20 protein-coding genes are annotated in these 24,903 nt (G+C 54.0%); 7 read left to right on the top strand and 13 right to left on the bottom strand.

The annotated features are described in order from the left end of the window. Positions 1-422 precede the first annotated feature (422 nt). The 11 genes from QZQ29_RS04240 to QZQ29_RS04190 all read right to left on the bottom strand — a co-directional run bounded on the left by QZQ29_RS04240 (position 423) and on the right by QZQ29_RS04190 (position 13,810). Complete coding sequence (locus QZQ29_RS04240) at positions 423-1,871, bottom strand: hypothetical protein (protein ID WP_296960113.1); 1,449 nt, start codon at positions 1,869-1,871, stop codon at positions 423-425. 18 nt (positions 1,872-1,889) lie between these two features. Further along, the gene (locus QZQ29_RS04235) at positions 1,890-2,756 is read right to left on the bottom strand and encodes a M48 family metalloprotease (RefSeq protein WP_296960110.1); all 867 of its coding nucleotides are present in this window, start codon (positions 2,754-2,756) and stop codon (positions 1,890-1,892) included. A 515-nt stretch (positions 2,757-3,271) separates the two neighbouring features. Continuing rightward, positions 3,272-4,552, bottom strand: a complete 1,281-nt coding sequence (locus QZQ29_RS04230; protein WP_296960107.1) for a glutamate-5-semialdehyde dehydrogenase — start codon at positions 4,550-4,552, stop codon at positions 3,272-3,274. Between the two features lie 1,016 nt (positions 4,553-5,568). Further along, positions 5,569-6,264, bottom strand: coding sequence for an amino acid ABC transporter permease (locus QZQ29_RS04225; protein ID WP_296960104.1), 696 nt, complete (start codon positions 6,262-6,264; stop codon positions 5,569-5,571). Beyond that, positions 6,264-6,962, bottom strand: a complete 699-nt coding sequence (locus QZQ29_RS04220) for an amino acid ABC transporter permease (RefSeq protein WP_296960100.1) — start codon at positions 6,960-6,962, stop codon at positions 6,264-6,266. The genes QZQ29_RS04225 and QZQ29_RS04220 overlap by 1 nt, the downstream gene beginning before the upstream one ends. A gap of 1 nt (position 6,963) precedes the next feature. Next, positions 6,964-7,710: an amino acid ABC transporter ATP-binding protein gene (locus QZQ29_RS04215; protein WP_296960117.1), complete on the bottom strand. Its 747-nt coding sequence runs from the start codon at positions 7,708-7,710 to the stop codon at positions 6,964-6,966. 540 nt (positions 7,711-8,250) lie between these two features. Beyond that, on the bottom strand, positions 8,251-9,057 hold the full coding sequence (locus QZQ29_RS04210) for a helix-turn-helix domain-containing protein (RefSeq protein WP_296960098.1): 807 nt from the start codon (positions 9,055-9,057) through the stop codon (positions 8,251-8,253). A gap of 752 nt (positions 9,058-9,809) precedes the next feature. After that, positions 9,810-10,550 carry a hypothetical protein gene (locus QZQ29_RS04205; RefSeq protein ID WP_296960095.1) on the bottom strand — a complete coding sequence of 247 codons (741 nt, stop codon included), beginning with the start codon at positions 10,548-10,550 and terminating at the stop codon, positions 9,810-9,812. A 615-nt stretch (positions 10,551-11,165) separates the two neighbouring features. Further along, positions 11,166-12,194, bottom strand: coding sequence for an NAD/NADP octopine/nopaline dehydrogenase family protein (locus tag QZQ29_RS04200; protein ID WP_296960092.1), 1,029 nt, complete (start codon positions 12,192-12,194; stop codon positions 11,166-11,168). A 471-nt stretch (positions 12,195-12,665) separates the two neighbouring features. Further along, complete coding sequence (locus tag QZQ29_RS04195) at positions 12,666-13,079, bottom strand: peptide deformylase (RefSeq protein ID WP_296960089.1); 414 nt, start codon at positions 13,077-13,079, stop codon at positions 12,666-12,668. A gap of 230 nt (positions 13,080-13,309) precedes the next feature. Then, entirely contained in the window at positions 13,310-13,810 is a 501-nt protein-coding gene (locus QZQ29_RS04190; protein ID WP_296960086.1) for a YbjN domain-containing protein, read from the bottom strand. A gap of 515 nt (positions 13,811-14,325) precedes the next feature. Between QZQ29_RS04190 and QZQ29_RS04185 the strand changes: the two genes are divergently transcribed. Continuing rightward, a complete protein-coding gene (locus QZQ29_RS04185) occupies positions 14,326-15,063 on the top strand; it encodes a sulfite exporter TauE/SafE family protein (protein ID WP_296960083.1) in 738 nt (245 codons plus the stop codon). A gap of 790 nt (positions 15,064-15,853) precedes the next feature. On the opposite strand, the gene QZQ29_RS04180 is transcribed toward QZQ29_RS04185, so the two are convergent. After that, positions 15,854-16,120: a hypothetical protein gene (locus QZQ29_RS04180; RefSeq protein ID WP_296960081.1), complete on the bottom strand. Its 267-nt coding sequence runs from the start codon at positions 16,118-16,120 to the stop codon at positions 15,854-15,856. 267 nt (positions 16,121-16,387) lie between these two features. On the opposite strand from QZQ29_RS04180, the gene QZQ29_RS04175 reads away from it, so the two are divergent. The 6 genes from QZQ29_RS04175 to QZQ29_RS04150 all read left to right on the top strand — a co-directional run bounded on the left by QZQ29_RS04175 (position 16,388) and on the right by QZQ29_RS04150 (position 22,887). Next, positions 16,388-17,392 (top strand): DUF362 domain-containing protein, encoded by a 1,005-nt coding sequence (locus QZQ29_RS04175; protein ID WP_296960078.1) that lies wholly within the window; start codon positions 16,388-16,390, stop codon positions 17,390-17,392. Between the two features lie 71 nt (positions 17,393-17,463). After that, positions 17,464-18,348: a permease gene (locus QZQ29_RS04170; protein ID WP_296960076.1), complete on the top strand. Its 885-nt coding sequence runs from the start codon at positions 17,464-17,466 to the stop codon at positions 18,346-18,348. A 117-nt stretch (positions 18,349-18,465) separates the two neighbouring features. Then, the gene (gene larE / locus QZQ29_RS04165) at positions 18,466-19,275 is read left to right on the top strand and encodes an ATP-dependent sacrificial sulfur transferase LarE (RefSeq protein WP_296960075.1); all 810 of its coding nucleotides are present in this window, start codon (positions 18,466-18,468) and stop codon (positions 19,273-19,275) included. Positions 19,276-19,794: 519 nt separating this feature from the next. After that, positions 19,795-20,556: a nickel pincer cofactor biosynthesis protein LarB gene (gene larB / locus QZQ29_RS04160; RefSeq protein ID WP_296960071.1), complete on the top strand. Its 762-nt coding sequence runs from the start codon at positions 19,795-19,797 to the stop codon at positions 20,554-20,556. Further along, positions 20,557-22,005 (top strand): nickel pincer cofactor biosynthesis protein LarC, encoded by a 1,449-nt coding sequence (larC, locus tag QZQ29_RS04155; RefSeq protein WP_296960051.1) that lies wholly within the window; start codon positions 20,557-20,559, stop codon positions 22,003-22,005. A gap of 315 nt (positions 22,006-22,320) precedes the next feature. Continuing rightward, a complete protein-coding gene (locus QZQ29_RS04150; protein WP_296960049.1) occupies positions 22,321-22,887 on the top strand; it encodes a hypothetical protein in 567 nt (188 codons plus the stop codon). A gap of 191 nt (positions 22,888-23,078) precedes the next feature. On the opposite strand, the gene QZQ29_RS04145 is transcribed toward QZQ29_RS04150, so the two are convergent. Further along, positions 23,079-23,873, bottom strand: coding sequence for a right-handed parallel beta-helix repeat-containing protein (locus QZQ29_RS04145; protein WP_296960046.1), 795 nt, complete (start codon positions 23,871-23,873; stop codon positions 23,079-23,081). Positions 23,874-24,903 lie beyond the last annotated feature (1,030 nt).

Below are 24,903 nucleotides of genomic sequence, written 5' to 3'. Positions count from 1 at the left end.
AAACGGCTTCCGTGTAAGGTCAAAAATGTCAGGTTTATTAATAGGAATCTAATTTACACAAGGAATTTTACACCCTCAATAGCCCGGCTCAGAAATGTTGCTGATTTCTGCCTAAGGAAGGAGGCTCTGGCTCTTCGTCATGCACCACCGGTGATACAAATGTAAATTTCGTAACGCTGACTTTATAATCATTGCCGCGAAGCGGCTATCCACAACTCTCTGAACCCGAGCCGCAGCGCGGCTCCAATGGCGATACCGCCCCCTTGAGCGAAGCGAACACAACTTTTCTACACAACCTGCCGCCGTTAGGCGGCCATAACCTTCGGGGCCAAAGGCCCCGTCAACCTTCCCCTCTGAACCCTTTGAACCAGCCCGCCGGAGGCGGGCCGAACCTTCTGAACCCGGGGCGGCTCCGCCGCCCCCTAGGGTTTCAATCCTTCCACCTGCTTTCTGATACTTTTCACGTCGCTCTGTATCTGCTTCATAGTCTTCATGGGGCCCGACTGGTCCCTGGCGTCGCGGAGGCTCATGGTGCGGCCCGTTTCTTTGTCCACCAGTTCGATGGTGCCCAGATGGAGTCTGCCGTTGATGATGTGGAAGGCGTCGGTGCGGATGATGCCGAAGTTGGTGTCAATGGCTACGTCGTAGAAGTCCACGGCCCGCCAGCGGTTGTTGAAGGTGCCGGAAATGCCGTTGAAGGGGATGAGCATATAGAAGCCGGGGGTGGAGGAGAAGCGGCCGAAGGCGACGAGGTGTTTCTGGTCTCCGTCGCAGTGGATTTCGCCGTCCAGGTCCACCAGGCAGTAGAATTTGGGCTCATTGGAGGGGATGCGGCTGTCCAGGTCTTCGCCGTGGAGGTAGATGTCGTAGGAGCGGCTGTCGATGTTGTAGTTCCCGCTGGCGCTGACGGTGCCTCCGTAGACCCGGGCGTTGACGCCGGTGAAGGTCATCTCTCCGTCGTCGTAATGGATATTTCCTTTTACGTTCATGAAATCCAGGGCAGGAATATGAAGTTCCTTCATGGTCACTTCGCCGTCGGCCTGCAGGTGGGCGAGGGGACCGTTTCCTTTGGCGGTGAGGGTCATTTTATCGTGGATATCGTCGCCCAGTCCCAGGGAAGAGGGGTCCACGCCCCGGGCGGTGAAGCTGATGATGGAGGGCAGGCCCTTTTCTTTGAAATTGGTCTCACAGGAAAGTTCTACGCCGTCGCCTACGGCGGTGCCGCCAAAACTGCCGGTGGTGAGGCTGATTTTAGTGAGGCCCCTGGTGTCGATGGCACCGGCCATGTTCACGTGTTTCATGATGTAGTGGCGCTCCCGGCAGCTGGCCTCCATGCGGGCATTCCGGATGGTGAGCCGGCATTTGAGGGGCCTGCTTTTCCGGTTGAAATTGGACACTTTGTCTTCCAGCGTTTCATCGGAAGGCGTTTCCTTTTTCTCTTTCGGCTCCTGCTGCTGCCTGACAAAATCCACCTTCATGTTTTCGTCGAAGCGGACGGCAAAGGTGGGATTGTTCAGGGTGATTTCCTCCAGGGTGGTGGAAACCAGGTGCTTTCGGATGATATCCCAGGGATTCACTTTGAATGATCCGGAGGGGACGCGGAGGATGGGATTTCCGTCGGGGTCATCCCAGGCAAGGTTTTCAAAGGTGACGCCGCCGTGAATGTTGGCGGTAATGGATTCTACGGTGATGGTGCCCCGGAGCATGTCCTGCCTAGTGACGGCGTAGTTGAAAATCCGGGCGGCGCCGCAGCTGGCGATTTTGGCAAGGAGAAGGATAAGGCAGAACAGGACGAGAAGGATGCCCAGAATGGCAAGGGCGTAGGGGCCCCACCGCTTTTCATGGCGCAGTCTGGTGAGCTTTTCCTTCATGGGCATCCTCCTTACTATTTAATGAGAAATCAGGTATTTCCGGATTCTTTCTATGCGCTTCGGTGTATCGGGGTGGTCGTTCAAAAGGCTTTTGAAGAAGCCTCCGCTGCCGCCGCCGTAAATGGATTCGATGCGGTTAAGCCCCAGGGCCAGGCCCCGCCCCAGTCCCAGACGGCAGGCGTAGGCGTCGGCTTCATATTCTTCCTTCCGGCTGCCGAAACGGGAGATGAAGAGCATCGGTGTCTGGAGGAGGAAGGAGAGAATATTGTACTGCAGGCTGATGAAGAGGGCGAAAAGGTTGATAATAAGGCCCAGAAAGGGAATCCATATGAGGAGCCGGCAGATGAGGAAAATGGTGTTGTACACCAGGACGATAATCTGGCCGAACCAGGACATGCCTACGCAGAGCAGGTTGGCGCCGGTGTGGCCCCGCTGGATATGCCCCATTTCATGGGCCATGACGCCAAGGAGCTCCTCTTCCGGAAACTGGCGGAGAAGGGGCGCCATGACCACAATGCTCTTTCCCAGGGAAAAGGCGTTGTACTCATTCCGCAGTCCCACGTACAGGCGGTAGTCCGAAGGGTCAAGCTCTCCCCGCCGGCAGATTTCATGAAGCCCCTCCTCCAATAGGCGGGCATCCTCCCCGTAGGCCTTGCGGCCGCCTTCGGAATAGACAAAGAACCGCTCCATCACCCCCAGCCGGGCCAGAATGGCAGGTATGATGACGGAGGCCAGGGAAAGCTTCAGGAGGAGCGTGCCGTCATCGACCCCTGTGGAGGTGCCGCCCATGTAGTAAAGGGACAGCATGACGGACCAGAAGGAGAAATCCATAATAAAATTAACTATAAAAGTAAGGATAACCAGAATGACAGGGGTGAGGGACATGGCAGTCTCCTTTCCATAGGGCATGAATGACTTGTGTCTTTCCCTAATCATATCACGAAAAAGAAAACACGGTAAAATCGGAAAATGATTTTACCGTGTTTTTCTCTGGGGTGCTGCATGATTCTAATGGTAAGCGTAGAGTGGTATGATTCTGCTCCTTTAAAGCAAGAAGGTTCAGGCGCCTTACGACGCCCGGGTTCAAGCCGCCATTGGGCTCACGCCCTTGGCGGCTCCGGTTCCGCCCACAGAGCGGGCTGGTTCAGAGGGAGTTTTATAGGCCGCCTTCGGCGTAAGGGTTGACAGGCCCAAAGGGCCCGAAGTTTGACAGGCCCTGGCGGGCCCGAGGCTTCATATAATCTGCGGCGAAGCCGCCACCACAACCCTCGGGCCAAAGGCCCGTCAAACTTAAGAACCTTAAGAACCCTCGGGGCGAAGCCCCGTCAACCTTCCCCTTTGAACCCTCTGAACCTTTTGAACCTTCTGAACCCGGTCCGCGCCCAAAGGGCGCGGACCCCTCACAAATCCCTGAAATGAAACTGTTTCTTCCCGGAAGCGTAGTCTCCCACAATCTGTCCATGGCCCAGGAGTTTGTATTTATAGGACACCAGGCCTTCCAGTCCCACCGGGCCGCGGGCGTGGATTTTAGAGGTGGAAATGCCCACTTCCGCGCCGAAGCCGTAGCGGAAGCCGTCGGCGAAGCGGGTGGAGGCATTCCGGTAGACGCCGGCGGAGTCCACGAGAGTCATGAAGCGCCTGGCGGTTTCCTCATTTTCCGTAATAATGCAGTCCGTGTGGTGGGAGCCGTAGGTATTGATGTGGCTGATGGCTTCATCTACCCCATCCACCAGCTTAATGGCCAGGATGAGGTCCAGGTATTCCCGGTGCCAGCTTTCACCTTCGGGAATCACATCTACCGGAATGATACGGTTCACTTCCTCGGTGCCCCGGATGGTGACGCCTGCCTGATGGAGAGCATCCGCCAGCTTTGGCAGGAAACTGCCGGCAATGCTCCTGTGTACCAGCACCGTTTCCACGGCGTTGCAGGCGGCGGTGTACTGGGTCTTCCCGTCCATAATGAGGGGGATGGCCTTTTCTATGTCGTAGTCCCTATCCACGTACATGTGGCAAACGCCGTCGGCATGGCCCAGGACGGGGATGGAGGTGTGGTTCATGATGTACTGCACAAAGGCGTTGGAGCCCCGGGGAATGAGAAGATCCACGGAACCGTGGCATTCCAGCAGTTCGTCGATTTCATTGTGCTGCTCCGCCTGGAGGAGGCACTTTTCCGGAAGGCCCGCCTTCATGGCCGCTTCATGGATAAGGGTGAAAAGAATGCGGTTGGTATAGGTGGTTTCCTTTCCGCCCTTCAGGATGGCGCAGTTGCCGCTTTTCAGGCAGAGGGAGGAAATCTGCACCAGCGCGTCGGGACGGGCTTCAAAGATGACGCCGATGACGCCGATGGGGCAGGTGACCCGGGTAAGGGTGAGCCCTTCATCCAGCTCACGGTGCAGGGTCACTTTCCCGATGGGGTCCGGCAGGGAAATCAGACTGGTGAGCTCTTGGGTCACATCGGAGAGCTTGGTTTCATCAAAGGTGAGACGCTTCATCACTGCTGGAGCCACCTGGTTTTGGACGGCCAGGGCAAGGTCCTTCCGGTTGGCTTCAAAGATTTCTTCCCTGTGCTCATCCAGACTGCTCCGAATGAGCGAAAGCGCCTCATTCCGCTTCTCCAACGGCATGGCGGCCAGCAGAGGGGATGCCAGTTTCATCTGTTTCGTTTCTTCTCGTATATCCATGGGGAAATCTCCTTTCCTATAGTACTTCCATTGTATGGGACTGTGGGGAGGGAGTCAATATGTTTGATAGAAGTTTCCTGTTGGTATGAAATACAGCGGTGTCATGCCGAGTAGGAAACTATATGCGAAAAGCTTCCTGTCGGTAAGAAACACAGCGGTGTCATGTCGAGTAGGAAACTATATGCGAAAAGTTTCCTGCCGGCAAGAGACACAGCGGCGTCATGTCGAGTAGGAAACTATATGCGAAAAGTTTCCTGTCGGTAAGAAACAGCAGTGGAGTCACGCTCAATAGAAAACTATACGCGAATAGTTTCCTGTCGGTAAGATACACAGCGGTGTCATGTCGAGTAGGAAACTATTTGCGCAAAGTTTCCTGTCGGTAAGAGACACAGTGGAGCCACGCTCAATAGGAAACCATACGCGAAAAGTTTCCTGTCGGTAAGAAACAGCAGTGGAGTCACGTTCAATAGGAAACTATACGCGAAAAGTTTCCTGCCGGTATGAAACACAGCGGTGTCGTGTCGAGTAGGAAACTATATGCGAAAAGTTTCCTGTCGGTAAGAAACAGCATTGGAGTCACGTTTAATAGGAAACTATACGCGAAAAGTTTCCTGTCGATAAGAAACAGCAGTGGAGTCACGTTCAATAGGAAACTATATGCGAAAAGTTTCCTGTCGGTAAGAAACAGCATTGGAGTCACGCTCAGTAGGAAACTATACGCGAATAGCTTCCTGTCGGCAAGAGACACAGCGGCGTCATGTCGAGCAGGAAACCATACGCGAAAAGTTTCCTGTCGGTAAGAAACACAGCGGTGTCATGTCGAGCAGGAAACTATATGCGAAAAGTTTCCTGTGGGTAAGAAGCACATTGGCGTCATGTCGAGTAGGAAACTATTCGCGAACAGCTCCCTGTCGGTATGAATCCAACTGCCGCTGCGTCGGACAGGAACCCATATGCAAAAAGTTTCCTGTCGGCATGAAACATCATAGTCTCACGACGTACAGGAAACTTTTTTCTTACATTTTGGCCCGGAGTTTCTTTTCCCACCAGGAGAAGAAGAAGGTGAGGAGGATAGCCACGGTCCAGTAGGCGATGGCGTCGGCGATGTAGGGCTCTGTGCGGCGGTTGTAGAGGGCGGAGAAAATGTCCGCTTCTGCAAACATGTCCACCACCTTCACCGTGAATACCAAAGCCAGGAGCTTGATGGTTTTCAGGTAGTAGGTGAAGAAGGTGGGGAGGGCCACGATGAAGGCCTGGGGGAAGACGATGCGGGTGAAGGCGGCAAAGGGGGTCATGCCCATGGATACGGCCGCTTCATACTGGCCCTTGTCCACCGACATGAGGGCGCCCCGCACGTTTTCCGACTGGTAGGCCGTATTGTACAGGATGAAGGTGGTGAATACGGTCCAGTAGGGGCTCACGTCGAAGGGCTTCACCGTATGTCCCGTGAGGGAGGAAATCACCGGCGCCAGCAGGAAGGGCAGGGAGTTGTACACGATGAAAAGCTGCACGATGCTGGGCACGCCCCGGAAGAAGGAAACGAGGACGGTGAAAATGCCGTTCACGAAGCGTCCGGAGTTCTGCCGGATCACGGCGATGACAGAGCCGAAGAGGATGCCGAAGAAAAGACTGATGAAGGCCATGAAAAGAGTATTGGGGATGGCCTTGGCGATGAAGAGGAAGGCAGTAGGAAGTACGGCAAAATCAATCATCAGCAAGCCCTCCTTTCATGTTTGGCATTATATTTCTGAAAGAGGTGGAACACCGTTTCCACCAGAATCACCAGGGCCCAGTAAATGAGGGCCACGGCGCAGTAGGTTTCCAGTTTTCCCTGGCCGTAATTAGCATTGATGATGAGGCCTGCCCGGCCCATGAGGTCCACCACGCCGATGAAGAACATGACGGAGGTGTCCTTTAAAATATTGATGGCTTCGCTCACCAGACTGGGGAGTGCCACCGGCAGGGCCTGGGGCGCAATGATGTGCACCACCCGGTGGAAGGGGGAGAGGCCAAAGACCATGGCCGCCTCATGCTGTCCCCGGTCCACGGAGAGGTAGGCGGGGCGGATGATTTCAGAAATCACCGGGGTATAGTGGAAGGAAAGGGCGATGAGCACATAGGCCGTGAGGGGCCAGCCGTCGGGGCTGATGTGGAGAGAGCGCACAATCACCGGCAGCACGAAGTACACCAGGTACAGGTCCAGAATGAAGGGCATGGACCGGTTGTAGGACAGCCAGATTTCACAAATCTGGTGAAGTAGAGGCACTTTGGCAATGCGAATCACCGCCACCAGGGTGCCGAAGAAAAGGCAGAGCACAATGGAGGCGGCAATCACTTCCATGGTAAAGGGGAGCGCCGTGGAAAGCCTTGGAAAGAGGCCCAGGAAATAGGAGAAATTGAAGGTCAGCATATTAACCCTCTTCTCTTTTCAGCATACGCTGGAGGAACTGGCGGGTCTTTTCTTCCTTCGGATGGACGAAGATGTCATCGGGACTTCCTTCTTCCACCACCCGGCCTTCGGACATGAACACTACCTTGGAGGACACTTCTTTGGCGAAATGCATTTCATGGGTCACGATAATCATGGTAATGCCCAGGGTGGCCACGGAGGCGATGGTATCCAGCACTTCCCCCACCAGCTCCGGATCCAGGGCGGACGTGGGTTCATCGAAGAGAATCACATCCGGCCTTGGCGCCAGGGCCCGGGCAATGCCCACCCGCTGCTGCATGCCGCCGGACAGTTCAGAGGGATACATTTTCGCATAATCCGCCATGTGCACCCGCTCCAGTTCCTTCATGGCGATTTCCAGGGCCTCCTTCTTCGGCTTTCCATAGCCGTAGATGAGACCTTCCGTTATGTTTTCCAGCACCGTCTTGTTGCGGAACAGGTTGAACTGCTGGAACACCATGGTGGATTTCCGGCGGAGATTCTGGATTTCCTTCTTGGAAATATGGGAGAAATCCACAGACACGTCGCTGATGGTGAGCTTTCCGGCGTCCGGCTTCTCCAGGTAATTCAGGCAGCGGAGAAAGGTGGTCTTACCGGTGCCGGAGGGCCCCAGAATGGACACCACGCTTCCCTTCTCCACGGACAGGTTGATATCTTTTAAAACCTCCGCATTTCCGAAGGATTTGCGGATATGTTCAGCTTTGAGCACAAGGGACATAAAGAGCCTTCTTTCTATGGTATAATCGCGTTTTGGCAATATAAAAACCCCGTCCCCATGGGACGGAGAATTCCGTGTTCCACCCAGATTTATCCCTTCGTCGCCGAAGGAACCTTGGCCAGTGCAGGAAATCAAAACTTTCCACACTTGAGGCTGTAACGGGCTTCCCGGACAGCCCTACTTCCTTCAGGCCATCAGCTCAGAGAGGCACTTCCATGCAATTCCCGCACCCCCTTCCACCATCGGGGCTCGCTTTTCCGGTTCCATCCATGTACTTTCTCTCTTCATTGCAGAAATAACAGATTAATTGTCTTGAATATAACATACATAGGGGGAGAAATGCAAGGGGTCCTGTCGGCTATCGGCTGCCCGCTTACCGCTTACCGCTTGTGGAGATGTCAGACTGTCAGACGTCAGACGCGAAGGCGGCTATATACTCATCGCCCGACAGGGCGATACCACCACCCTCTGAACCCTTTGAACCAGCCCGCCGAAGGCGGGCCGAACCCTCTGAACCTTTTATTATTTTAATTATTTAATCCATTTCATGGCGTCCTTCATGGCCGCCGGCAGGGCCTGGCCGAAGAGGCGGTTCATGGCGTCCCGGGTGACAAGCCAGGTGCGGCCCGATTTCCTTCGTTCTCCTTCCGTCATGCGGGCGGCGGCGTGGCCGGCACCGGCAGCAGCGCTTCTCACCACGCCGCTGTCCCGGTTCCATATCCGGGCGGCTTCAATGGTGGAAAACACAAGGAGAAGGGGATTTAAGGTCAGGAGCTTGGTTTCTTCTTTCTTTCCACCGTAAACTCTTTCTGCTGCGCAGCGGAGGAGGAGCCAGGTATTTCCGGAGCGGCGGACTTCGGAAAGGGACAGCACGCCCCCTTCCCCGGCCCTTTCGCAGTCGGACTGCACCCTTTTGGCGTCGGCGCCGTAGAGGTCCGCCGCTTCTTTCGGCGTGATGACTTCTTCCAGAGGGTCAAAGGGAAGATGGTATATGTCCATTTTCCCCAGGTCCGGCTCATAGGCGGAGGAGGGAAAAATGTAAATAGCCCCTTCACCGGCGGCTAGGGCGCTGCCGGATGGCAGGCGGCGGCCGGAAAGATAGGCCCTGTAGGCGGCCATTGCTTTTTCAGCAGGCAGGGAGGAGGAAATGAAATCCACCGGTCCTTCGCCTGCCGCCAGCCCTTCTCCTTCCGGAATGGCCGGCTTCTTATCCAAAAGATACAGATGGACTCCGTCGGTGAGAATCCATCCGCTTTGGGGAACGGCGCCGGTGAGGCAGGCGCCATAGCAGTCCTGGGACTGCTCTTCGTTTTCTGTATGTGCGTATATTCGAATCATAATACCTCGGGGGGATTAGTGGGACAGTGGGAGAGTGAGACAGTGAGACAGTGAAGCGGCTGTCGGCTGACCGCTTTCCGCCGGCGCTGGACTATATTCTCGAAAGCAAGAGGGTTCAGGCGCCTTTAGGGAAGCACTGATTAATTCGCAGAATCAAATTTCATATGTATTTTTATCCAATGCTACGTCATCAGTCTCCTTAAATAGCTCGCTATTCGCGTCGACTGATTCCTTGCATTGAATAAAAATACAAGAATGAAATCTGATAACGATTTAATCAGCGCTTCCCTAGCGCCCAGGTTCTATCGGTCATGTGCTGGTGCACTGACCGATGGGTTCCGCCCACAGAGCGGGCTGGTTCAAAGGGAGTTTTGTATGCCGCCTTCGGCGTGAGGGTTGACGGCCCAAAAGGCCCGAAGTTTGACAGGCCCTGGCGGGACCGAAGGTTCTTAAGTTGGACAGCCCTTTCAGGGCTGAGGGTTGTGGTATCGCCGCTGGCGCGGCGATGAGTTTTAGATGCCGCCAAAGGCGGCATTTATACTTGTGCCCGATAGGGCACTACCATAACCCTCAGCGGCGCAGCCGCTGTCAAACTTTAGAACCCTCGGGGCGAATGCCCCGTCAATCTTCAGAACCCTCACGCCCACCAGGGCGTGTCCAATGGCGATACCTTCCCTTCTGAACCCTTTGAACCAGCCCGCCTTCGGCGGGCCGAACCCTCTGAACCCGGTGGCCGCGCAGCGGCCACCTTTTTATAACGACGACATCATGCGGATATGTCCGGCCAGCAGTTCCTTATTAATATAGGCGTGCACCTTTTCCATGGGAGAGCCTTCGGCGATGGTTTCCCGATCTCTGCTGCCGGCGCCGTGGCTCTGGACTTTTCCGTCGTAGTCGTAGCGGGTCATGGAGAGGGTCTGGATCCGTTTGTGGGGCACGTCCATTTTCACGTGATAAATGACGGAGGAGAAGTTCTGGTCCTTCCAGGGATAGGAAATACGAATCCAGAAGGTGGCGTAGCCGTCCTTGTAGGAAATGGTATTTTTCTCCACGTCATAGGTGCTTCCGTGGAAACGGACGCCCTCTTCTTTATAAATGACGAGCCACTGGGGATTGGTGAAACGGGGAAGGGGATTTTCCACGTAGTGGTTGTACAGGTTCATGCCGAAGGAATGGGGCACCAGGGCGCTCCAGTTCTGGGGATCGTCGCTGTAGGTGAAATCGTTGGTGACGGTGCCTTTCTCATCCAGGGTCTTCATTTCCGTGACCCGATAGGCCCGGCGGTTCTTGTCAAATTCAATGTTGGAAATGGCGCTGCCATCTTTTCCTTCCGACTTGATGGACAGGGAAGCCCGAAGGCCGCTGTCCACATAGGAGTCCGTGTCCACCAGGGTGGCATTGGAATCCTGGAAGGGGATCCAGTTCTCCGCCAATGCGGTTTCTCCGCCCACCATGAGGCAGGCAGCAAGTATGGGAGCTAATAGTTTTTTCATGATAACCTCCTGTGGGCGTGGGATAGTGAACTAGTGGGCTAGTGGGCTAGTGGGTTAGCGGGCTAGTGGGCTGGGGATTGGGGAATGGGGAATGGAGGTTGGAGGTTGGCAGCCTTTGGTCGCAATCAGCTATCGGCTGTCGGCTTACCGCTGTCCGTCTGCAGAGGCCCCTTTGGCAGCTGGCGCCACCACCTTTCCCCGTTGGGAAGCGTCTAACCATGCTATGCATAGTGCGGCTTAAATGGCGGAAGGGAGAGAACGTAACGTCTTGCGCCCCCTTAGGTGGCAAAGGAACTGGATTTGTAGGGGAGTGAAACGACCTGAAAATCCAGTGACATGCTTCCCACCGGGGCGGAGAGGGCCGCGAAGTGGCGCGGGGGTGTACGAGGGAATATGGAAAAATGACGCTCTATGTGGTCATCGTCGCCGCCAAAGGCGGCATTTATACTCATCGCCGCAAAGCGGCGATACCACAACCCTTTTATACAACCCTTTTACACAACCTGCGGCGCCAGCCGCGCCCCTTGCACCCGAAAGGACGCCCCTTTGAACCTTCTGAACCAGCCCGCCTTTGGCGGGCCGAACCCTCTGAACCCGGGACGCGCAGCGTCCCCTCTATTTCAAACTTTTAATTACCCGTAAATCCTGGGGTGTAAGGAAGGGGGTGTATGGCTTTCCCAGGTACAGGGACAGGGTATCCACCAGGCTTCTGATATGGGGTGCATCTACGTGCATCATGTCGGAGAGGTCCCGAAGGCTGCCCATGCCGCAGGGGAGGTCTTCGGAAAGGTAGCGGCCGGTGAGGTCCGCCGGGCCCATGACGGTTTTGTAGGATTCATTTTCCGTGAGGGCTTCATACAGGCTTTCCTTCTTTTCACCCCAGGAGGCATTAAGCACGTCCAGAAGGGAGGAGAGGGAAAGACCCAGGGCTTTCCCTATGGCAATCCGTTCCCTGTCGCAGGCTTCCATGTAGGCAGCCACCCTTTTGGTGAGGGGAGCGCCGAAGAAATGGAATTCTTCCCCGTTTTCAATACGGGTGACATTGAAGAGGCAGACGGTGACATGGATGATGGGATTGGTGGCGGAAAGGGAAGTGGAGGCGGGAGAAGCTACCCGGCTCACCTTAGGTGCCATGAGGTGGAGAAGGGTGCTGAGTTCTCCTTCTTCACCGAGGCAGGAATAACCGATTTCTTCCTTCATGGCCTTGAATTCCAGTGTTTTGTAATCGGAAGAGAGGCGGGCGATGAAGGGCATGTTGGCGGTTTCCGCAATGGCGATGGACGGCGCATTCTGCTTTCTGGACAGCAGGCGGCATGCCTTGATGGCGCCCCAGCAGCCGTTCATGAAAAGAAGGCACTGCCCGTCATGAAGGAAGGGGGCGATTTCCTCCACCACCGCTTCATGGTCCGTGGCGTGGGTGCATACCATAAGGATGTCCGCTTCCTCCACCGCCTTTTTCAGGTCCGTAGTGAAGGGAACATACAGGGACGTGTCGATTTTTCCCCGTACCGTGAGGGGCGACTGGTTCCAGCAGGCGGCCTTGATGCGGTTTCGCACGTACACCTGGCAGGGCACATTTTTCAGATTAAAATAAGCGGCTCCGGCCAGTGCGGTGCTTCCGGCGCCGATGATGGAAATATTCATGGTTCCTCCTAGAGTTCCGGTCAAATGATTCACCGGATGGTCCTTTTTATTATACTATTTATAGCGCCGCCATGCTTTGAAAAATTGAGAAATGGGAAATCAAAAAAAGCTGTGAAAAATGTCAATCATTTCTTCACAGCTCCTTTGATTTTCTATGAAAAGCCGCTATCAGTGGTTTATCTTTGGTATTTCTTTTTTACAGGAAAGAGGGGTTCAACAGTTCACTGTTCCCAGCTGAAGATACAAAAGCGAATCCCGTAACGCGGCTTTATACTCATCGCCGCAAAGCGGTGCACAGCGAACACATTTTGTAGGAGCGAAGCGACGCACAAAATGTAGTGAGTCGTTTTCCCTTTAGGGACGATACCATCACCCTCTGAACCCTCTGAACCCTCTGAACCTTCTGAACCTTCTGAACCCTTTGAACCTTCGAAACTCATGAATGAAGGTGGTGAAGGGATTTAACGGCTTTTATATGAGTATGCCGGCAAGGTGGTCCATTTCGTGCTGCACGATTTCCGCCGTGAAGCCTTGAAACCGCTTTTTCTTTTTATGGAAATTTTCATCTTCATAGCGGACTTCGACCCAGTCATGGCGCCTGCAGGGGCGGCGGCCGGAAAGGGAGAGACAGCCCTCTTCCGTTTCGTAGGTGGAAGGGGAAGCTTTTGTTATCTCCGGATTGTACATGAGAAGAAGGTGTCCATTGTCCGATACGGCAATGATGGCCTTCGTGCTGCCGATCATGTTGGCCGCCAGGCCCACACAGTCTTCGCTGTGAGCGGCCAGGGTGTCATACAGGTCTCTGCCTTCGGCCGTGTCCTTCCTTCCGGCTTTCTCTGCCTTCCGCTGAAGGAATAGGATATCTTTGACAATAGGACGAATCATGGAATGCTCCTTTGGTATTGAGTGACATTTGTGGCGGTGATGGGAATTCCCGATAGCAAAAAGAAGGAGGCGCCGCTGGCGCCCGGGTTCAAGCCGCCATCGTTCCCCTGGGCCCATCAAACCTAAGAACCTTAAGGACCTTCGGGGCGAAGCCCCGTCAATCTTCCCCTTTGAACCTTTTGAACCCTCTGAACCCTCTGAACCCGGGTGCGGCAAAGCCGCACCCCCTTTTACAGCGAGAACCCGTTTGTCTCGTCTCCCGGTTTGTCCAGCCGGCGGGCGATGTCGTCGTAGGACTGGGAGAGCTGGTACACCACGATGTCCATGGTGGTGCGGATGGTTTCGGGGTCGAAGTTTTCCGGACGGGTGGTGAAGGTGACGTCCAGGAATACATTTTCATCGGAACCGATGGAGTATTTCAGGATGGCGTGGTGGGCATTGAGGTCGTTCAGGAAGGCCATGAAGGTCTTTCTTGCAGGGCCCTTGGGGGCGGTGCCCAGATGGACCCGGAGCAGGGTGTACATGCTGTTGTCGGTAATGACGGCGGCCACCAGCTTGTGGTGCTTTCCGGCGGGGATGGCGGTCATGAATACGATGGTGTCGTAGGAATCGTGGGTTTCCTGGCGGCGGAAGAAGTTCAGCCCCTCCTTCTTCATATACTGTTCAAACATATCGGCTTTTACATTTTTCTTGTGGTTTCCCTGGGGAAACGGGATGGTATTGTCAGACATGGGACGCCTTTCTGCGCAGTCCTGCGCGGTAGTAATGGAAATAGTCAATGGTCATATTTGTATTATACAGGATAGAGGAGGAATAGGAAACGGGCGGCGGAAAATCAAAGGTTTTGAAATCCTGTCAAGAGGTACGGGTAGTGGAAGCACTTCATATAAATAATTTCTATAACAGGGTAAAGAAGAAACGAAAAAATAGAAGAAGAGTCAATTTTTTTATGAAGAAAAGGAAATGGACATTTCAGGAAATGCCGATAAAATCTATTATGACGATAAATCATATTAACCGGCTATCATGACTTTATGTAAAGAATAGTAAAAACATTGTTAATCTAATTAAGAGATAGATAACCGCATTTTCGATAACATAATTAGATGGATTTATACCGATTGAGGAAAGAGGCTTTTTACGCCAAAACCGGGGTTATAATGGGTAAAACGAAAACAGCACCGGGGTTTCCAGTGACGAAGCACTCCCCGGGGAAATAAAAATTTTTAGAAATGTGGTGATTTGTATGGACTTAATGATGCTTCCTGAAGTTGTTAAATTGGCCCTCTTTATGCTGGCCGTGTTTATTTCCAATATCGTGCAGGCTTTGACCGGCTTTGCGGGAGTCATGCTTTCCATTCCGCCGACCATTCTCCTCTACGGACCGGATATGGCCAAGGCGGTCATTAATGCCATCTGCTGGCTGGTGTGTGCACTCCTGATGTATCAGAACCGTCAGTACATTAATCCGAAGGAACTGCTCCGCATCGTGGTATTCATGCTGGTGGGCATGGCCATCGGCATTCATCTCTACAATGTGGTGAATCCCAATGTCCTGGTGCCACTCTACGGCGCCATCATCGTAGGGGCAGCACTGAAGAGTTTGATTTTCAAGCAGAGCACCTCCGCCCTGCCAAACTGGATTGCCATTCCCGTGCTCCTTGGGGCCGGCGTCATTCACGGCATGTTTGCTTCCGGCGGCGCCCTGCTGGTGGTGTACCTGGTAGCCACCTTCCGGGATAAGGATTCCTTCCGTGCCAATGTGGCCTCCGTGTGGACTATCCTGAACCTGGTGCTCATGTTCAATGACTATGAAAAAGGCCTCTACAATACGGAATTCTTTGAACTCCTGGGCCTTGGCGTCATTCCTCTGGTCATTGCCATTTATTTGGGAAATAAAATCCACGACATGATTAACCAGAAAATGTTCAACCGCGTCACCTACTGCCTCCTTCTGGCAGCGGGCAGCATGATTCTTATCTGAAATGGAAGAATGAAAAGAAAAAGCATCGGCAAAGGCCGGTGCTTTTTGCGTGAAATATTTGAAATGAGAGCCGGTGTCATTTCGTCCGCAGCCAGTCAGCCGCCAATTGGAAAGCCTCTCTTAATTCTCGCTGTCCCTTGAGGGGACATAGGGTGTACGAGGCTAAGAATGATACTGATACTCCATCATTGTTTTGCGCCGGGCCAACTTCGGCTGACTTGGGGGCTCTTTGCAAAGTCTCCACGAAGTGGAGAAATCTCCCTGCTGTATTGGCCTGCTGCCGATTGTCTCAATCGCGTCGCGCACTAGGATTCTTCACTTCGTTCAGAATGATGAGTGAGGCAGGAAGAAAATCCCGTAACGTCTTGCGCCCCTTTAGGTGGCAAAGGAACTGGATTTGTAGGGGAGTGAAACGACCTGAAAATCCAGTGACATGCTTCCCACCGGGGCGGAGAGGGCCACGAAGTGGCGCGGGGGTGGATGAGCGGATAAGCCGGCATGATACTCTATGCTGTCCAGACTGCCGAAAGGCAGCATTCTGCGGGGAGATTTCTCGACTCCGTTTCACTGGTTCCATGAACCATGTAATTCATAACGATAAGTAGCACCGCTCGAAATGACGTATACAGTTATGGAGCCGCAAAAGCCAGCCCCGTAACGCTGACTTTATAATTCATTGCCGCCAGCGGCGGCAATCCACCACCCTCTGAACCCTCTGAACCTTCTGAACCCATAAAAAATAAAAAGAGACTGCGGAGAAATGGCAATCATTTCTCCGCAGTCTCTTTCCTTACCGCACTTCCATCATCTTCCGGATTCGTTCTCTCCGTCTTCTGGCGGCCGCTTTGTCTACGATGATGTGGTGGCCGCTGGCGGTGACGAATTCCGCTTTCGGCGGCGCCGCCTTTTTATCATTGTACAGGGCGTAATCAAATCCGCCGCCCAGGGCGCAGCTGGCGCAGTCCCTGCCGCTGGCGCCCCGCCACATGCGGTAAATGCAGTAGCAGAACCAGCCGGCAATGGCTGCGGTAATCAGTATGGTTAACAGGGTACCCATGGTGGTCCTCCTTTTATGATAATATTTCTCAAATAAATTATACCATAAAGGGGGAAATGGGGAAACGGGAAGGAGTTTGATTTCTGAAGATTTCCTCTTGACTGAAGTGAACTTTAACATTCTATACTACAGATAAGATTCCCGATTGACGGGAAGATACAGTCCGCTCTGAGAAGCTGTCTGCAGGCAGGGGCATGCAGGAAGACGGCTGGTTCCATCAGGGACAGGATGAGGGACGGACTTTTTCTGCAAAGGAGGAAGAGGCAGATGAAGTGGAAGAAATTAGCAGGAATGGTGATGGGGGCCCTCATGCTGGGACTTGGTGGTATGACCGCTTCGGCGGCGCTGCCTACCATACCCACCTATTCGCCGGAGAAGGAAAAGGCGGTGGTCTATTTTACCAGAGATATCAGCTCTCAGGGCCTGGTGAAGGTGTATGATGCCCTTCATTTCAATGCCAAAGGCAAAACGGGCATCAAGATTTCCACCGGAGAACCGCCGAAGAGCAATTATCTCAGGCCGGAGCTTTTGAAGGGGATCGTGGATAAAACCCATGGCACCATTGTGGAGGACAATACGGCCTACGGCGGCGCCCGGTCGGAGTCCGCATCCCACTGGAATGTGATTAAAGAACATGGATTCCTTGATATAGCGCCGGTGGATATTCTGGATGAAGAGGGTTCCATGGCCCTTCCAGTCAAAAACGGCCGGTGGCTCAAGGAAAATCTGGTGGGCAGCCATTTTAAAAATTATGATTCCTACGTGGTGGTATCCCATTTCAAAGGCCATGCCATGGCAGGCTTTGGCGGAGCGCTGAAGAATATTTCCATCGGCTTCAGTTCTGCGGAAGGAAAGGCCCTTATCCACAGCGGAGGCAGATATCATAGCCTTAAAGGGGTCAATTTCATGGAGCTTCCCCAGAACCCCTTTCTGGAATCTATGGCGGAGGCCGATGAATCGGTCATGAGTGCGCGGAAGGGAAATATTGCCTTCGTGAACGTGCTGAACCGTCTGTCCGTGGACTGCGACTGCGACGGCAATCCGGCAGAACCGGATATTCACGATATCGGCATCCTGGCATCCACGGACCCCGTGGCCATTGACCAGGCATCCCTGGACCTTATCGCCGGCGCGCCGGGCAGCCGTGAGCTGGTAAAGCGGATTTTCATGCGGGACGGCACCCACACGGTGGAAGCGGCCAAGGATCTGGGCGTAGGCATCAAGGACTATGTGCTGATTGATATCGACAAGGCGGCGGAAAGGGGAAAGTAAGGCGGAAATATTCGGAAAAGCGGCGCCCCTCTGGGGACGGCCGCTTTTCTGTCCCTGAAAATGAGGATACTATGGAACGTTTTATGATGTACCTTTCCATGCAGATGGAGGAAATCCTGCCTTACTGGGCGCTGGGCATTATGCTGGGCTCAGCGCTTGCGGTTTTCGGGAAATCCTTCGTCCACGGCATGGTGATGAGGCTGGGAAACTCCCTGGGCCTTTTCGGCGTGGTGCCGGCGTCGGTACTGGGGATTCTATCGCCTCTCTGCATGTACGGCACCCTGCCGCTGGCAGCGTCCCTTTCCCAGCGGGGGCTTCGGGATGACTGGCTGGCGGCGTTCATGATGAGCTCGGTGCTCCTGAATCCCCAGATGGTGATTTACGTGGCGGCCCTGGGAAAGCCGCTGCTCTTTCTCACCCTTTCCTTTTCCTTCTTCTGCGGCGCACTGGCAGGGGTGCTTGTCCATTTTCTGGCAGGAAATAAACCCTTTTTCAATTTCAGCGGTTTTGGTGAAATGGAAAATCATGACACGGACCCCCGCCTGCTCATGCGCCTTTTGAAAAATATGGGAAGAAATGTGAAGGCCACAGGGAGCTGGTTCCTTCTGGGCATTCTGGCGGCAGTGCTTTTCCAGACCTTCCTTCCGGCCGGTGCAGGCAGGGAGTTCTTCAGCCGCCATGAAACGGCAGGCCCTCTTCTGGGATCCCTTCTGGGGATTCCCTTCTACGTCTGCGGCGGCGGGGCGGTGCCTCTTCTTCTTTCCTGGATGGAAGAGGGTATGAGCAGCGGCGCGGTGCTGGCCTTCCTGATTGCCGGTCCGGCCACGAAGGTGACGAATCTGACGGCACTGAAAGCGGTCTTCGGGCCCCGCCATTTCCTTGCCTACTCCGTTTACATCCTTCTTTTTGCTGTCATGGCAGGAATGACAGCGGACCGGGCCATAGACCTCTTGTAAAATGATATAATAGAAATATGACTGATTCATGGGCCGCCGAAGGCCCTGTTCCCTGCCCGTCCATCCTTCCGGCCTGCGCCTGAAGTCAGGGCAGGCATATAAAGAATGGAGATACCTATGGTAACAGAAGAATTGCAGAAGAAACAGAATCATCTGGAAGAATACCTGAAGCAGCTGGGCAGCGTGGTGCTGGCCTTTTCCGGCGGCGTAGATTCCACCTACCTCATGCATGAAGCCAGGAAGGTGCTGGGGGACCGGGCCATGGCTGTCACCATGAACCTGGCCTCCGTGCCGGAAAGGGAGGTGGCCGATGCCATGGAATACTGCCAAAAGGAAGGCATCCGGCAGGAAGTGGTGAAAATGGACCAGTTCAAAATCGAAGGATTTGCTGAAAATCCCGCCAACCGCTGCTACCTGTGCAAACATTTCCTTTTCAGCTCCCTCAAGAAAATAGCGGAAAAAGAAGGCTTTGCCCATGTCATCGACGGCACCAACCTGAACGATGCCTCCCAGTACCGCCCCGGTCTCAAAGCCCTTTCGGAGCTTGGCATCAAGAGTCCCCTCCGCCACGCCGGCCTCTACAAGGCCGACATCCGGGCCCTGTCCAAAGAAGCGGGCCTTCCTACCTGGAGCAAGCCCTCCTTCGCCTGCATGGCCACCCGCTTCCCCTATGGGGAAACCATTACGGAGGAGAAACTTTCCATGGTGGAAAGGGCAGAGGATTTCCTCTTTGATAAAGGTTTCAAGCAGTTCCGGGTACGGCTCCATGAAGGAAACATGGCCCGCATCGAAGTGCTGCCGGAGGATTTGTGGAAACTCTTCCGCCTCCATGACGAAGTGACCCGCACCTTCAAGGCCCTGGGCTTTGCCTATGTAACCATGGATTTACAGGGCTACCGCATGGGAAGCATGGATGAAGTGCTGTGAGGGGGCCGCTTCGCGGCCCGGGTTCAAAGGGTTCGGCCCGCCAAGGCGGGCTGGTTCAGAAGGTTCAGAGGTTTGATGGGGCTTTCGCCCCAAAGGTTCTTAGGTTTGACGGCCTTTCAGGCCGAGGGTTGTGGTATCGCCGCCTGTGGCGGCGATGAGTATAAAGTCAGCGTTACGGGATTTGCTTTCCCGCCCTTTCGGGCACAATATATAATGGCGCCAGAGGCGCCTCCCCTGCCTCCATGGAGTGGGCTTTATAACTTCCTTTGAACCAGCCCGCTCTGTGGGCGGAACCGAAGGCCTCCAGGGGCGCAGCCCCGGCGAGGCCTTGAACCCAGGCGCCGCAGGCGCCTGAACCCTCTTGCTGTCGGGAATATTGTCCGACAGACAATAGCAGCGGTAACCGGAAGCCGAAAGTGGAAAGCGGTTTTTACCAGCCCATCAACTTACTAGTACACTAGTACACCAGCCCACCAGCCCACTTGCCTACTAATCATTCCAAACACAAAGGATTGCACTATGGATATAAAGAATGTACTGCAGAAAGTAGCCGATGGCGCCATGGATATCGAAGAGGCGGAGAAACTTCTTCGAGAGAATCCGGCGGACAGGCCCTATGAAGAAATGGGATTTGCCAAGCTGGATACGGACCGGAAGGAAAGGTCCGGCTTTGCGGAGGTGGTGTACTGCCAGGGAAAGTTCGACGCCTTTATCGGGAAGATTTTCAAAAAGCTCTACGACACCGACGGCGAAGTCTTCGGCACCAGGGCTTCCCATCACCAGTATGAGCTGGTGAAGGAAGTGGTTCCGTCTATTACCTACGATCCCATTTCCCATATCCTGAAATCGGAGAAGGAAAAGGAGCATATGGGCTGCATTGCGGTCTGCACCGGCGGCACCGCCGATATTTCGGTGGCCGAGGAAGCGGCCCAGACGGCGGAGTACTTCGGCAGCCACGTGGAGCGGATTTATGACGTAGGGGTGAGCGGCATCCATCGTCTCCTGTCCCAGGAAGACCGGATACGGAAGGCCAGCTGCGTCATTGCGGTGGCCGGTATGGAAGGGGCCCTGGCCTCCGTCATCGGCGGGCTGGTGAGAAATCCGGTGATTGCAGTGCCCACGTCCGTGGGATACGGTGCCAGCTTTCATGGCCTCTCTGCCCTTCTCACCATGATTAACTCCTGTGCCAACGGCATAGTGACGGTGAATATAGATAACGGGTTCGGCGCGGGCTACGTGGCCACCCAGATTAATCGGCTTGCTGAAAGGGGAAAGATTTAAATGGGAAAATCATTATACTTGGAAGCATCCTCCGGCATTGCGGGAGATATGTTCGTGGCAGCCCTGCTGGATTTGGGCGCCGACAGGAAGGCCCTGGACCGGGCTGTTTCCTCCATCCCCGCCAAAGGGTTTACAGTGGAAATCGGACGGGTACAGAAGGCAGGCATTGACTGCTGCGATTTCAACGTCATTTTGGACAGGGACCATGAAAACCATGACCATGACATGGCCTACCTCTACGGGCCTCTGTCGGAGGTAAGGGAAGAGGTTCATGAGGAACATCACTGTCACTGCCACGAAGAGGAACATGACCATGGAGAAGGGCATCACTGTCATTGCCATGAAGATGACCATGAGCATCATGAAGAAGAACATCACTGCCACTGCCATGAGGATGACCATGGAGAGGAGCACCACTGCCACTGTCATGAAGGGGAACATCATCATGAGGAAGGACACCATCATCACCACGGGGAAGGCCATCATCATGAGCACCGCCATCTGAAGGACGTGGAAGCAGTCATTGACGGCACGGACATGACCGAATCCGCCAGAGCCCTGGCAAAGAAAATTTTCCGCATCGTGGCGGAGGCGGAATCCAAGGCCCACAACCTTCCCATAGAGGAAGTCCATTTCCATGAAGTGGGGGCCATCGATTCCATTGTGGACATCATTTCCGCCGCCGTCTGCTTCGACAGCCTGAACATCACAAACGTCATCGTGCCGAAACTCTCCGAAGGCACCGGCACCGTCCGCTGCCAGCACGGCGTGCTTCCCGTGCCGGTTCCGGCCACGCTGAACATTGTCACCGCCTATCACATGCCCCTGGAAATCATGGACGCCAAAGGGGAATACGTCACCCCCACCGGCGCTGCCATTGCAGCGGCCCTCTCTACATCCCACAGCCTGCCTGCCTCCTTTACCATCCTGAAGACCGGCCTTGGCGCGGGAAAGCGGGATTATAAGGAAAGAACCAACATCCTTCGGGCCATTCTCATCGACGACGGCGGCGGAGACTGGGAAAAGGATGAGGTTGTGAAACTGGAAAGCGATATCGACGACGCTTCCGGCGAAGTGCTGGGCTACACCATGAAAAAACTCATGGACGCCGGCGCCCTGGACGTCCATTTCAGCCCCATCTACATGAAAAAGAACCGACCCGCCTTTGAACTCACGGTGATCTGCAAAGAAGAGAAGAAAAAGGAAATGGAAGAAATCATATTCCGTGAAACCACCACCATCGGCATTCGTGAATTCTCCTCCCTCATGCGTTCCATCCTCCATCGGGAGGAAAAGGAAGTGGACACCTCCTTTGGCCCGGTAAAGGTGAAGGAAGTCACCCTGGGCAGCGAAAAAAGGCGCTACCCGGAATACGAATCGGTGAAGAAACTGGCGGAAGAAAAGCATGTGCCCTTCCAGACCATTTTTGACGAAGCGAAAAAGCAGTGAAGAAATGATGAATGATTGACCTTCCATCAATCAATTCGGGAAGCGGCTGCTATTGCAAAAGGAATGGTACAAGCCGCATTGGCGCCGGAGATCTCTCGACTCTGAGCCATAACAGCACATGGGCCTATTGGTTATATGATCGGCACGGACCTCCGCTCGAGATGACACAGCGGCAGGCAGCTTATCGTTAAAAAAATCATCGCAAAAAGGGCATTGAAGAAATGGGCAGTCATTTCTTCAATGCCTTTTTTGCGCCATTTTCCATAAAAAGGACTACAATAGAAGGAGAATTTGATTTCACAAAGAAGGGATACCATGTTCGGACTTACAGCATATAAAGAAATCATTACGGGACAGCTCCTTCTAAGCGCTGGCGCCCTGTTCTACACAGGCTGGTGGCTCGCGGCCTTCCGGCCCGATTCCGCCAGAAGCGGAGGCGCCCTCGCCGCCCTCCTCTTCTTCCTCCTGGCAGCCTTCGGCCTTTCCGGCACCGCCTTGACTGTCCACGGCGTCCACGGACTTCCGCTGCCTGCCTCCTGGCCGGGAAGCGGCATGCTTTTCATCATGGCCCTTCTGGTCTACTTCATCCTTCTCACGGGCTCCGTGAAACTCTTCGGACGAAAGCCCACCACAGAACTCATCCTCATGGTGCTCTGGGCCCTCATGGAAATCATGGCACTGGGGGCGCTCCACGAAACCGGCGCCCTTACCGGCACTGCCTACGGCCTCACCTGGGCCGCCGTCATCGCCGCCTCCCTCATCGCCTTTGCCGCTTACATGGTGTACTACCGCATGGACGATGACACCGCCTACATCACCGGCGCCATCCCTCTCCTGGTGGACGGGGCGGTGACACTGATGATCGCCTTCTGCGGTCGGTAGCGGGATCCGCACTCATTCATGCAGCTGCTCCACTGTCTGAGGACCCGCTGTTTTCCTGTATTTCACCTTTCGGCCCTCCAACCGAAAAGCCTGATGATGTAAATGATGGTCTTCAGGGACCCGCTTACATCATCAGGCTGTTTTTTACCTGCCAGCAGGTTTTAAAAGTTCTGATGCACCGGAAGGTCTTTTCAGGATTCACTGATATGGCCGCCGGTCATGGTGAGGCTGTCGATGATTCCCCGTACATCCCGGAAGGTGCAGTCGGTCAGCTCCAGCCGGGAGCGGATCAGAGCAAAGAGGGGAAGATCCGTTTCCATATCTTTGAAGGTGGTCCGCAGGAATTTCAGGTCCTGGCAGTCTGCGGCGGACACCAAACCGTAGCTGCATTCCCGGATTACACTGTCCCTGAGGAGAATGCTGCTGCAGAACCGGGCTTCATACCCATAGGTTCCGCATCCGTACAGGTCCATATGATCCATGGTCATATGAGTGACGCTATCCAGTTTCAGCACGGCGCCGTCACAGAATCCTTTTTTGAGTTTATGGCCTATCCGGAGATGGGACAGTTTCAGGTTTCGGCAGTTGATGAATTTCAGTACCGGCGTATAGGGGAATTCTGTAACAATTTCTGCTGTAATGGTCTCCGTATCCAATCCCCGGATGGTGAGATCCTTGAACCCGGCAATGTCCAGTGTGTAACCATCGCCCAGATACAGACCGGCAGGGGCCGAATCATAGTAGCCGTAGCAGTGAAGCAGCCGCTCTGAAAATTCTTTCTCCTGCCAGTTTGACAGATTGTATTCGCCCGGTGCCAGAACGATTTCCGTATTGTCCGCCAGTGATTCCATCATTTCGTCTACATTGTGGACCAGCACTGTTTTCTGGGCCCCCAGGGCCGCCGGAGTCATCGTCAGGACCAGCAGTATCCCTAAAAAGATACCCCTGATAAGCTTCATCCATTTGATTTTGCCAGGCTCTTTCATTACCAGACACCTCCTGTTTATGGGAATCTCTTTACTGATTATGCCGCCGCAGCCCGACGTATGCACCGGCACGATCCTGCTGAGAATGCAGATTTCCCATGGGCTGGGGTTTCAGCATTTCTCGATCGTGACAGCATCCCCCCCTGCGTTTGTGCCGCTTCTGCTGAAAGCCCCGGCCCTGCTGACAGGATGGCGGTACAGAGAAGCAGGGGCAGGCCCTTCTTTGTCAAGGCGGAATGATTCTGTTTCATAGAAAACGCATCTTTCCTGTTTTCTGGGTATTCCGCAAGGATCCCGGCCTTACTTTTATTTTACTAAAAATGGACAGCAAAAAACCTGTACGAAAGTACAGGCTTGTAACATGAAAGATGAGCAGGATATAATCAGACAGTCAGAGGAGATGACAGACACCGGGGAGCCTTCCTTCGAGATCGTCATTCTGAGGGATGGCGAAGAATCCCGGCTTGTGGAGAAAAGGGACCTTCGCCGCTAACGACCGGTCATCAGGAAACCCTGTTTTCCATGAGAACTTTTCTATTTTAAAGAGATTATATAGACAGAGAGAACTGAAGGGCCCGGACGGGGCGCCGGTCTCCCTGCCTGTTACGTGCACACACCTTATCAAGGGACAGGCGGGAGACAGGAAGAACTTCCTCATATGAATCAGGACTTTCCGACGCGTCAAAACTTCACAAAGAACTCCTGAGGAAAAACCTGCGAGGGGGAGCGCTGCTTGAATCGTTATTGAATTTCATTCTTGTGTTTTTGCTCAATACAAGGAATCAGTCGACGCGAATAGTAAACTATTTAAGGAGACTGATGACGAAGTATTAAGCAAAAACACTTATGAAATTCAATTCTGCGATTTAAGCAGTGCTCCCCCACCATCCTGGTGGCAACTATGGCTATACCAGTTCTTCCTTGACGACACAGATATTCCGCTTAGGCGGCTGCCTGCGGGCAGCACTGATTCATTGGCAGAGTCTGATTTCATAAGAATTTATACGCACTACTTCGTCATGGAATTCCT

It is taken from the genome of uncultured Dialister sp., from assembly GCF_900538805.1.
GTDB lineage: Bacteria > Bacillota > Negativicutes > Veillonellales > Dialisteraceae > Dialister.
This window is presented reverse-complemented; position numbering and strand designations above follow the sequence as displayed.

Coding starts and splice junctions, on each gene's coding strand:
- QZQ29_RS04240 (WP_296960113.1), bottom strand. CDS start 1,871: ATGAAGGAAAAGCTCACCAGACTGCGCCATGAAAAGCGGTGGGGCCCC.
- QZQ29_RS04235 (WP_296960110.1), bottom strand. CDS start 2,756: ATGTCCCTCACCCCTGTCATTCTGGTTATCCTTACTTTTATAGTTAAT.
- QZQ29_RS04230 (WP_296960107.1), bottom strand. CDS start 4,552: ATGGATATACGAGAAGAAACGAAACAGATGAAACTGGCATCCCCTCTG.
- QZQ29_RS04225 (WP_296960104.1), bottom strand. CDS start 6,264: ATGATTGATTTTGCCGTACTTCCTACTGCCTTCCTCTTCATCGCCAAG.
- QZQ29_RS04220 (WP_296960100.1), bottom strand. CDS start 6,962: ATGCTGACCTTCAATTTCTCCTATTTCCTGGGCCTCTTTCCAAGGCTT.
- QZQ29_RS04210 (WP_296960098.1), bottom strand. CDS start 9,057: ATGATTCGAATATACGCACATACAGAAAACGAAGAGCAGTCCCAGGAC.
- QZQ29_RS04205 (WP_296960095.1), bottom strand. CDS start 10,550: ATGAAAAAACTATTAGCTCCCATACTTGCTGCCTGCCTCATGGTGGGC.
- QZQ29_RS04200 (WP_296960092.1), bottom strand. CDS start 12,194: ATGAATATTTCCATCATCGGCGCCGGAAGCACCGCACTGGCCGGAGCC.
- QZQ29_RS04195 (WP_296960089.1), bottom strand. CDS start 13,079: ATGATTCGTCCTATTGTCAAAGATATCCTATTCCTTCAGCGGAAGGCA.
- QZQ29_RS04190 (WP_296960086.1), bottom strand. CDS start 13,810: ATGTCTGACAATACCATCCCGTTTCCCCAGGGAAACCACAAGAAAAAT.
- QZQ29_RS04185 (WP_296960083.1), top strand. CDS start 14,326: ATGGACTTAATGATGCTTCCTGAAGTTGTTAAATTGGCCCTCTTTATG.
- QZQ29_RS04180 (WP_296960081.1), bottom strand. CDS start 16,120: ATGGGTACCCTGTTAACCATACTGATTACCGCAGCCATTGCCGGCTGG.
- QZQ29_RS04175 (WP_296960078.1), top strand. CDS start 16,388: ATGAAGTGGAAGAAATTAGCAGGAATGGTGATGGGGGCCCTCATGCTG.
- QZQ29_RS04170 (WP_296960076.1), top strand. CDS start 17,464: ATGGAACGTTTTATGATGTACCTTTCCATGCAGATGGAGGAAATCCTG.
- larE (WP_296960075.1), top strand. CDS start 18,466: ATGGTAACAGAAGAATTGCAGAAGAAACAGAATCATCTGGAAGAATAC.
- larB (WP_296960071.1), top strand. CDS start 19,795: ATGGATATAAAGAATGTACTGCAGAAAGTAGCCGATGGCGCCATGGAT.
- larC (WP_296960051.1), top strand. CDS start 20,557: ATGGGAAAATCATTATACTTGGAAGCATCCTCCGGCATTGCGGGAGAT.
- QZQ29_RS04150 (WP_296960049.1), top strand. CDS start 22,321: ATGTTCGGACTTACAGCATATAAAGAAATCATTACGGGACAGCTCCTT.
- QZQ29_RS04145 (WP_296960046.1), bottom strand. CDS start 23,873: ATGAAAGAGCCTGGCAAAATCAAATGGATGAAGCTTATCAGGGGTATC.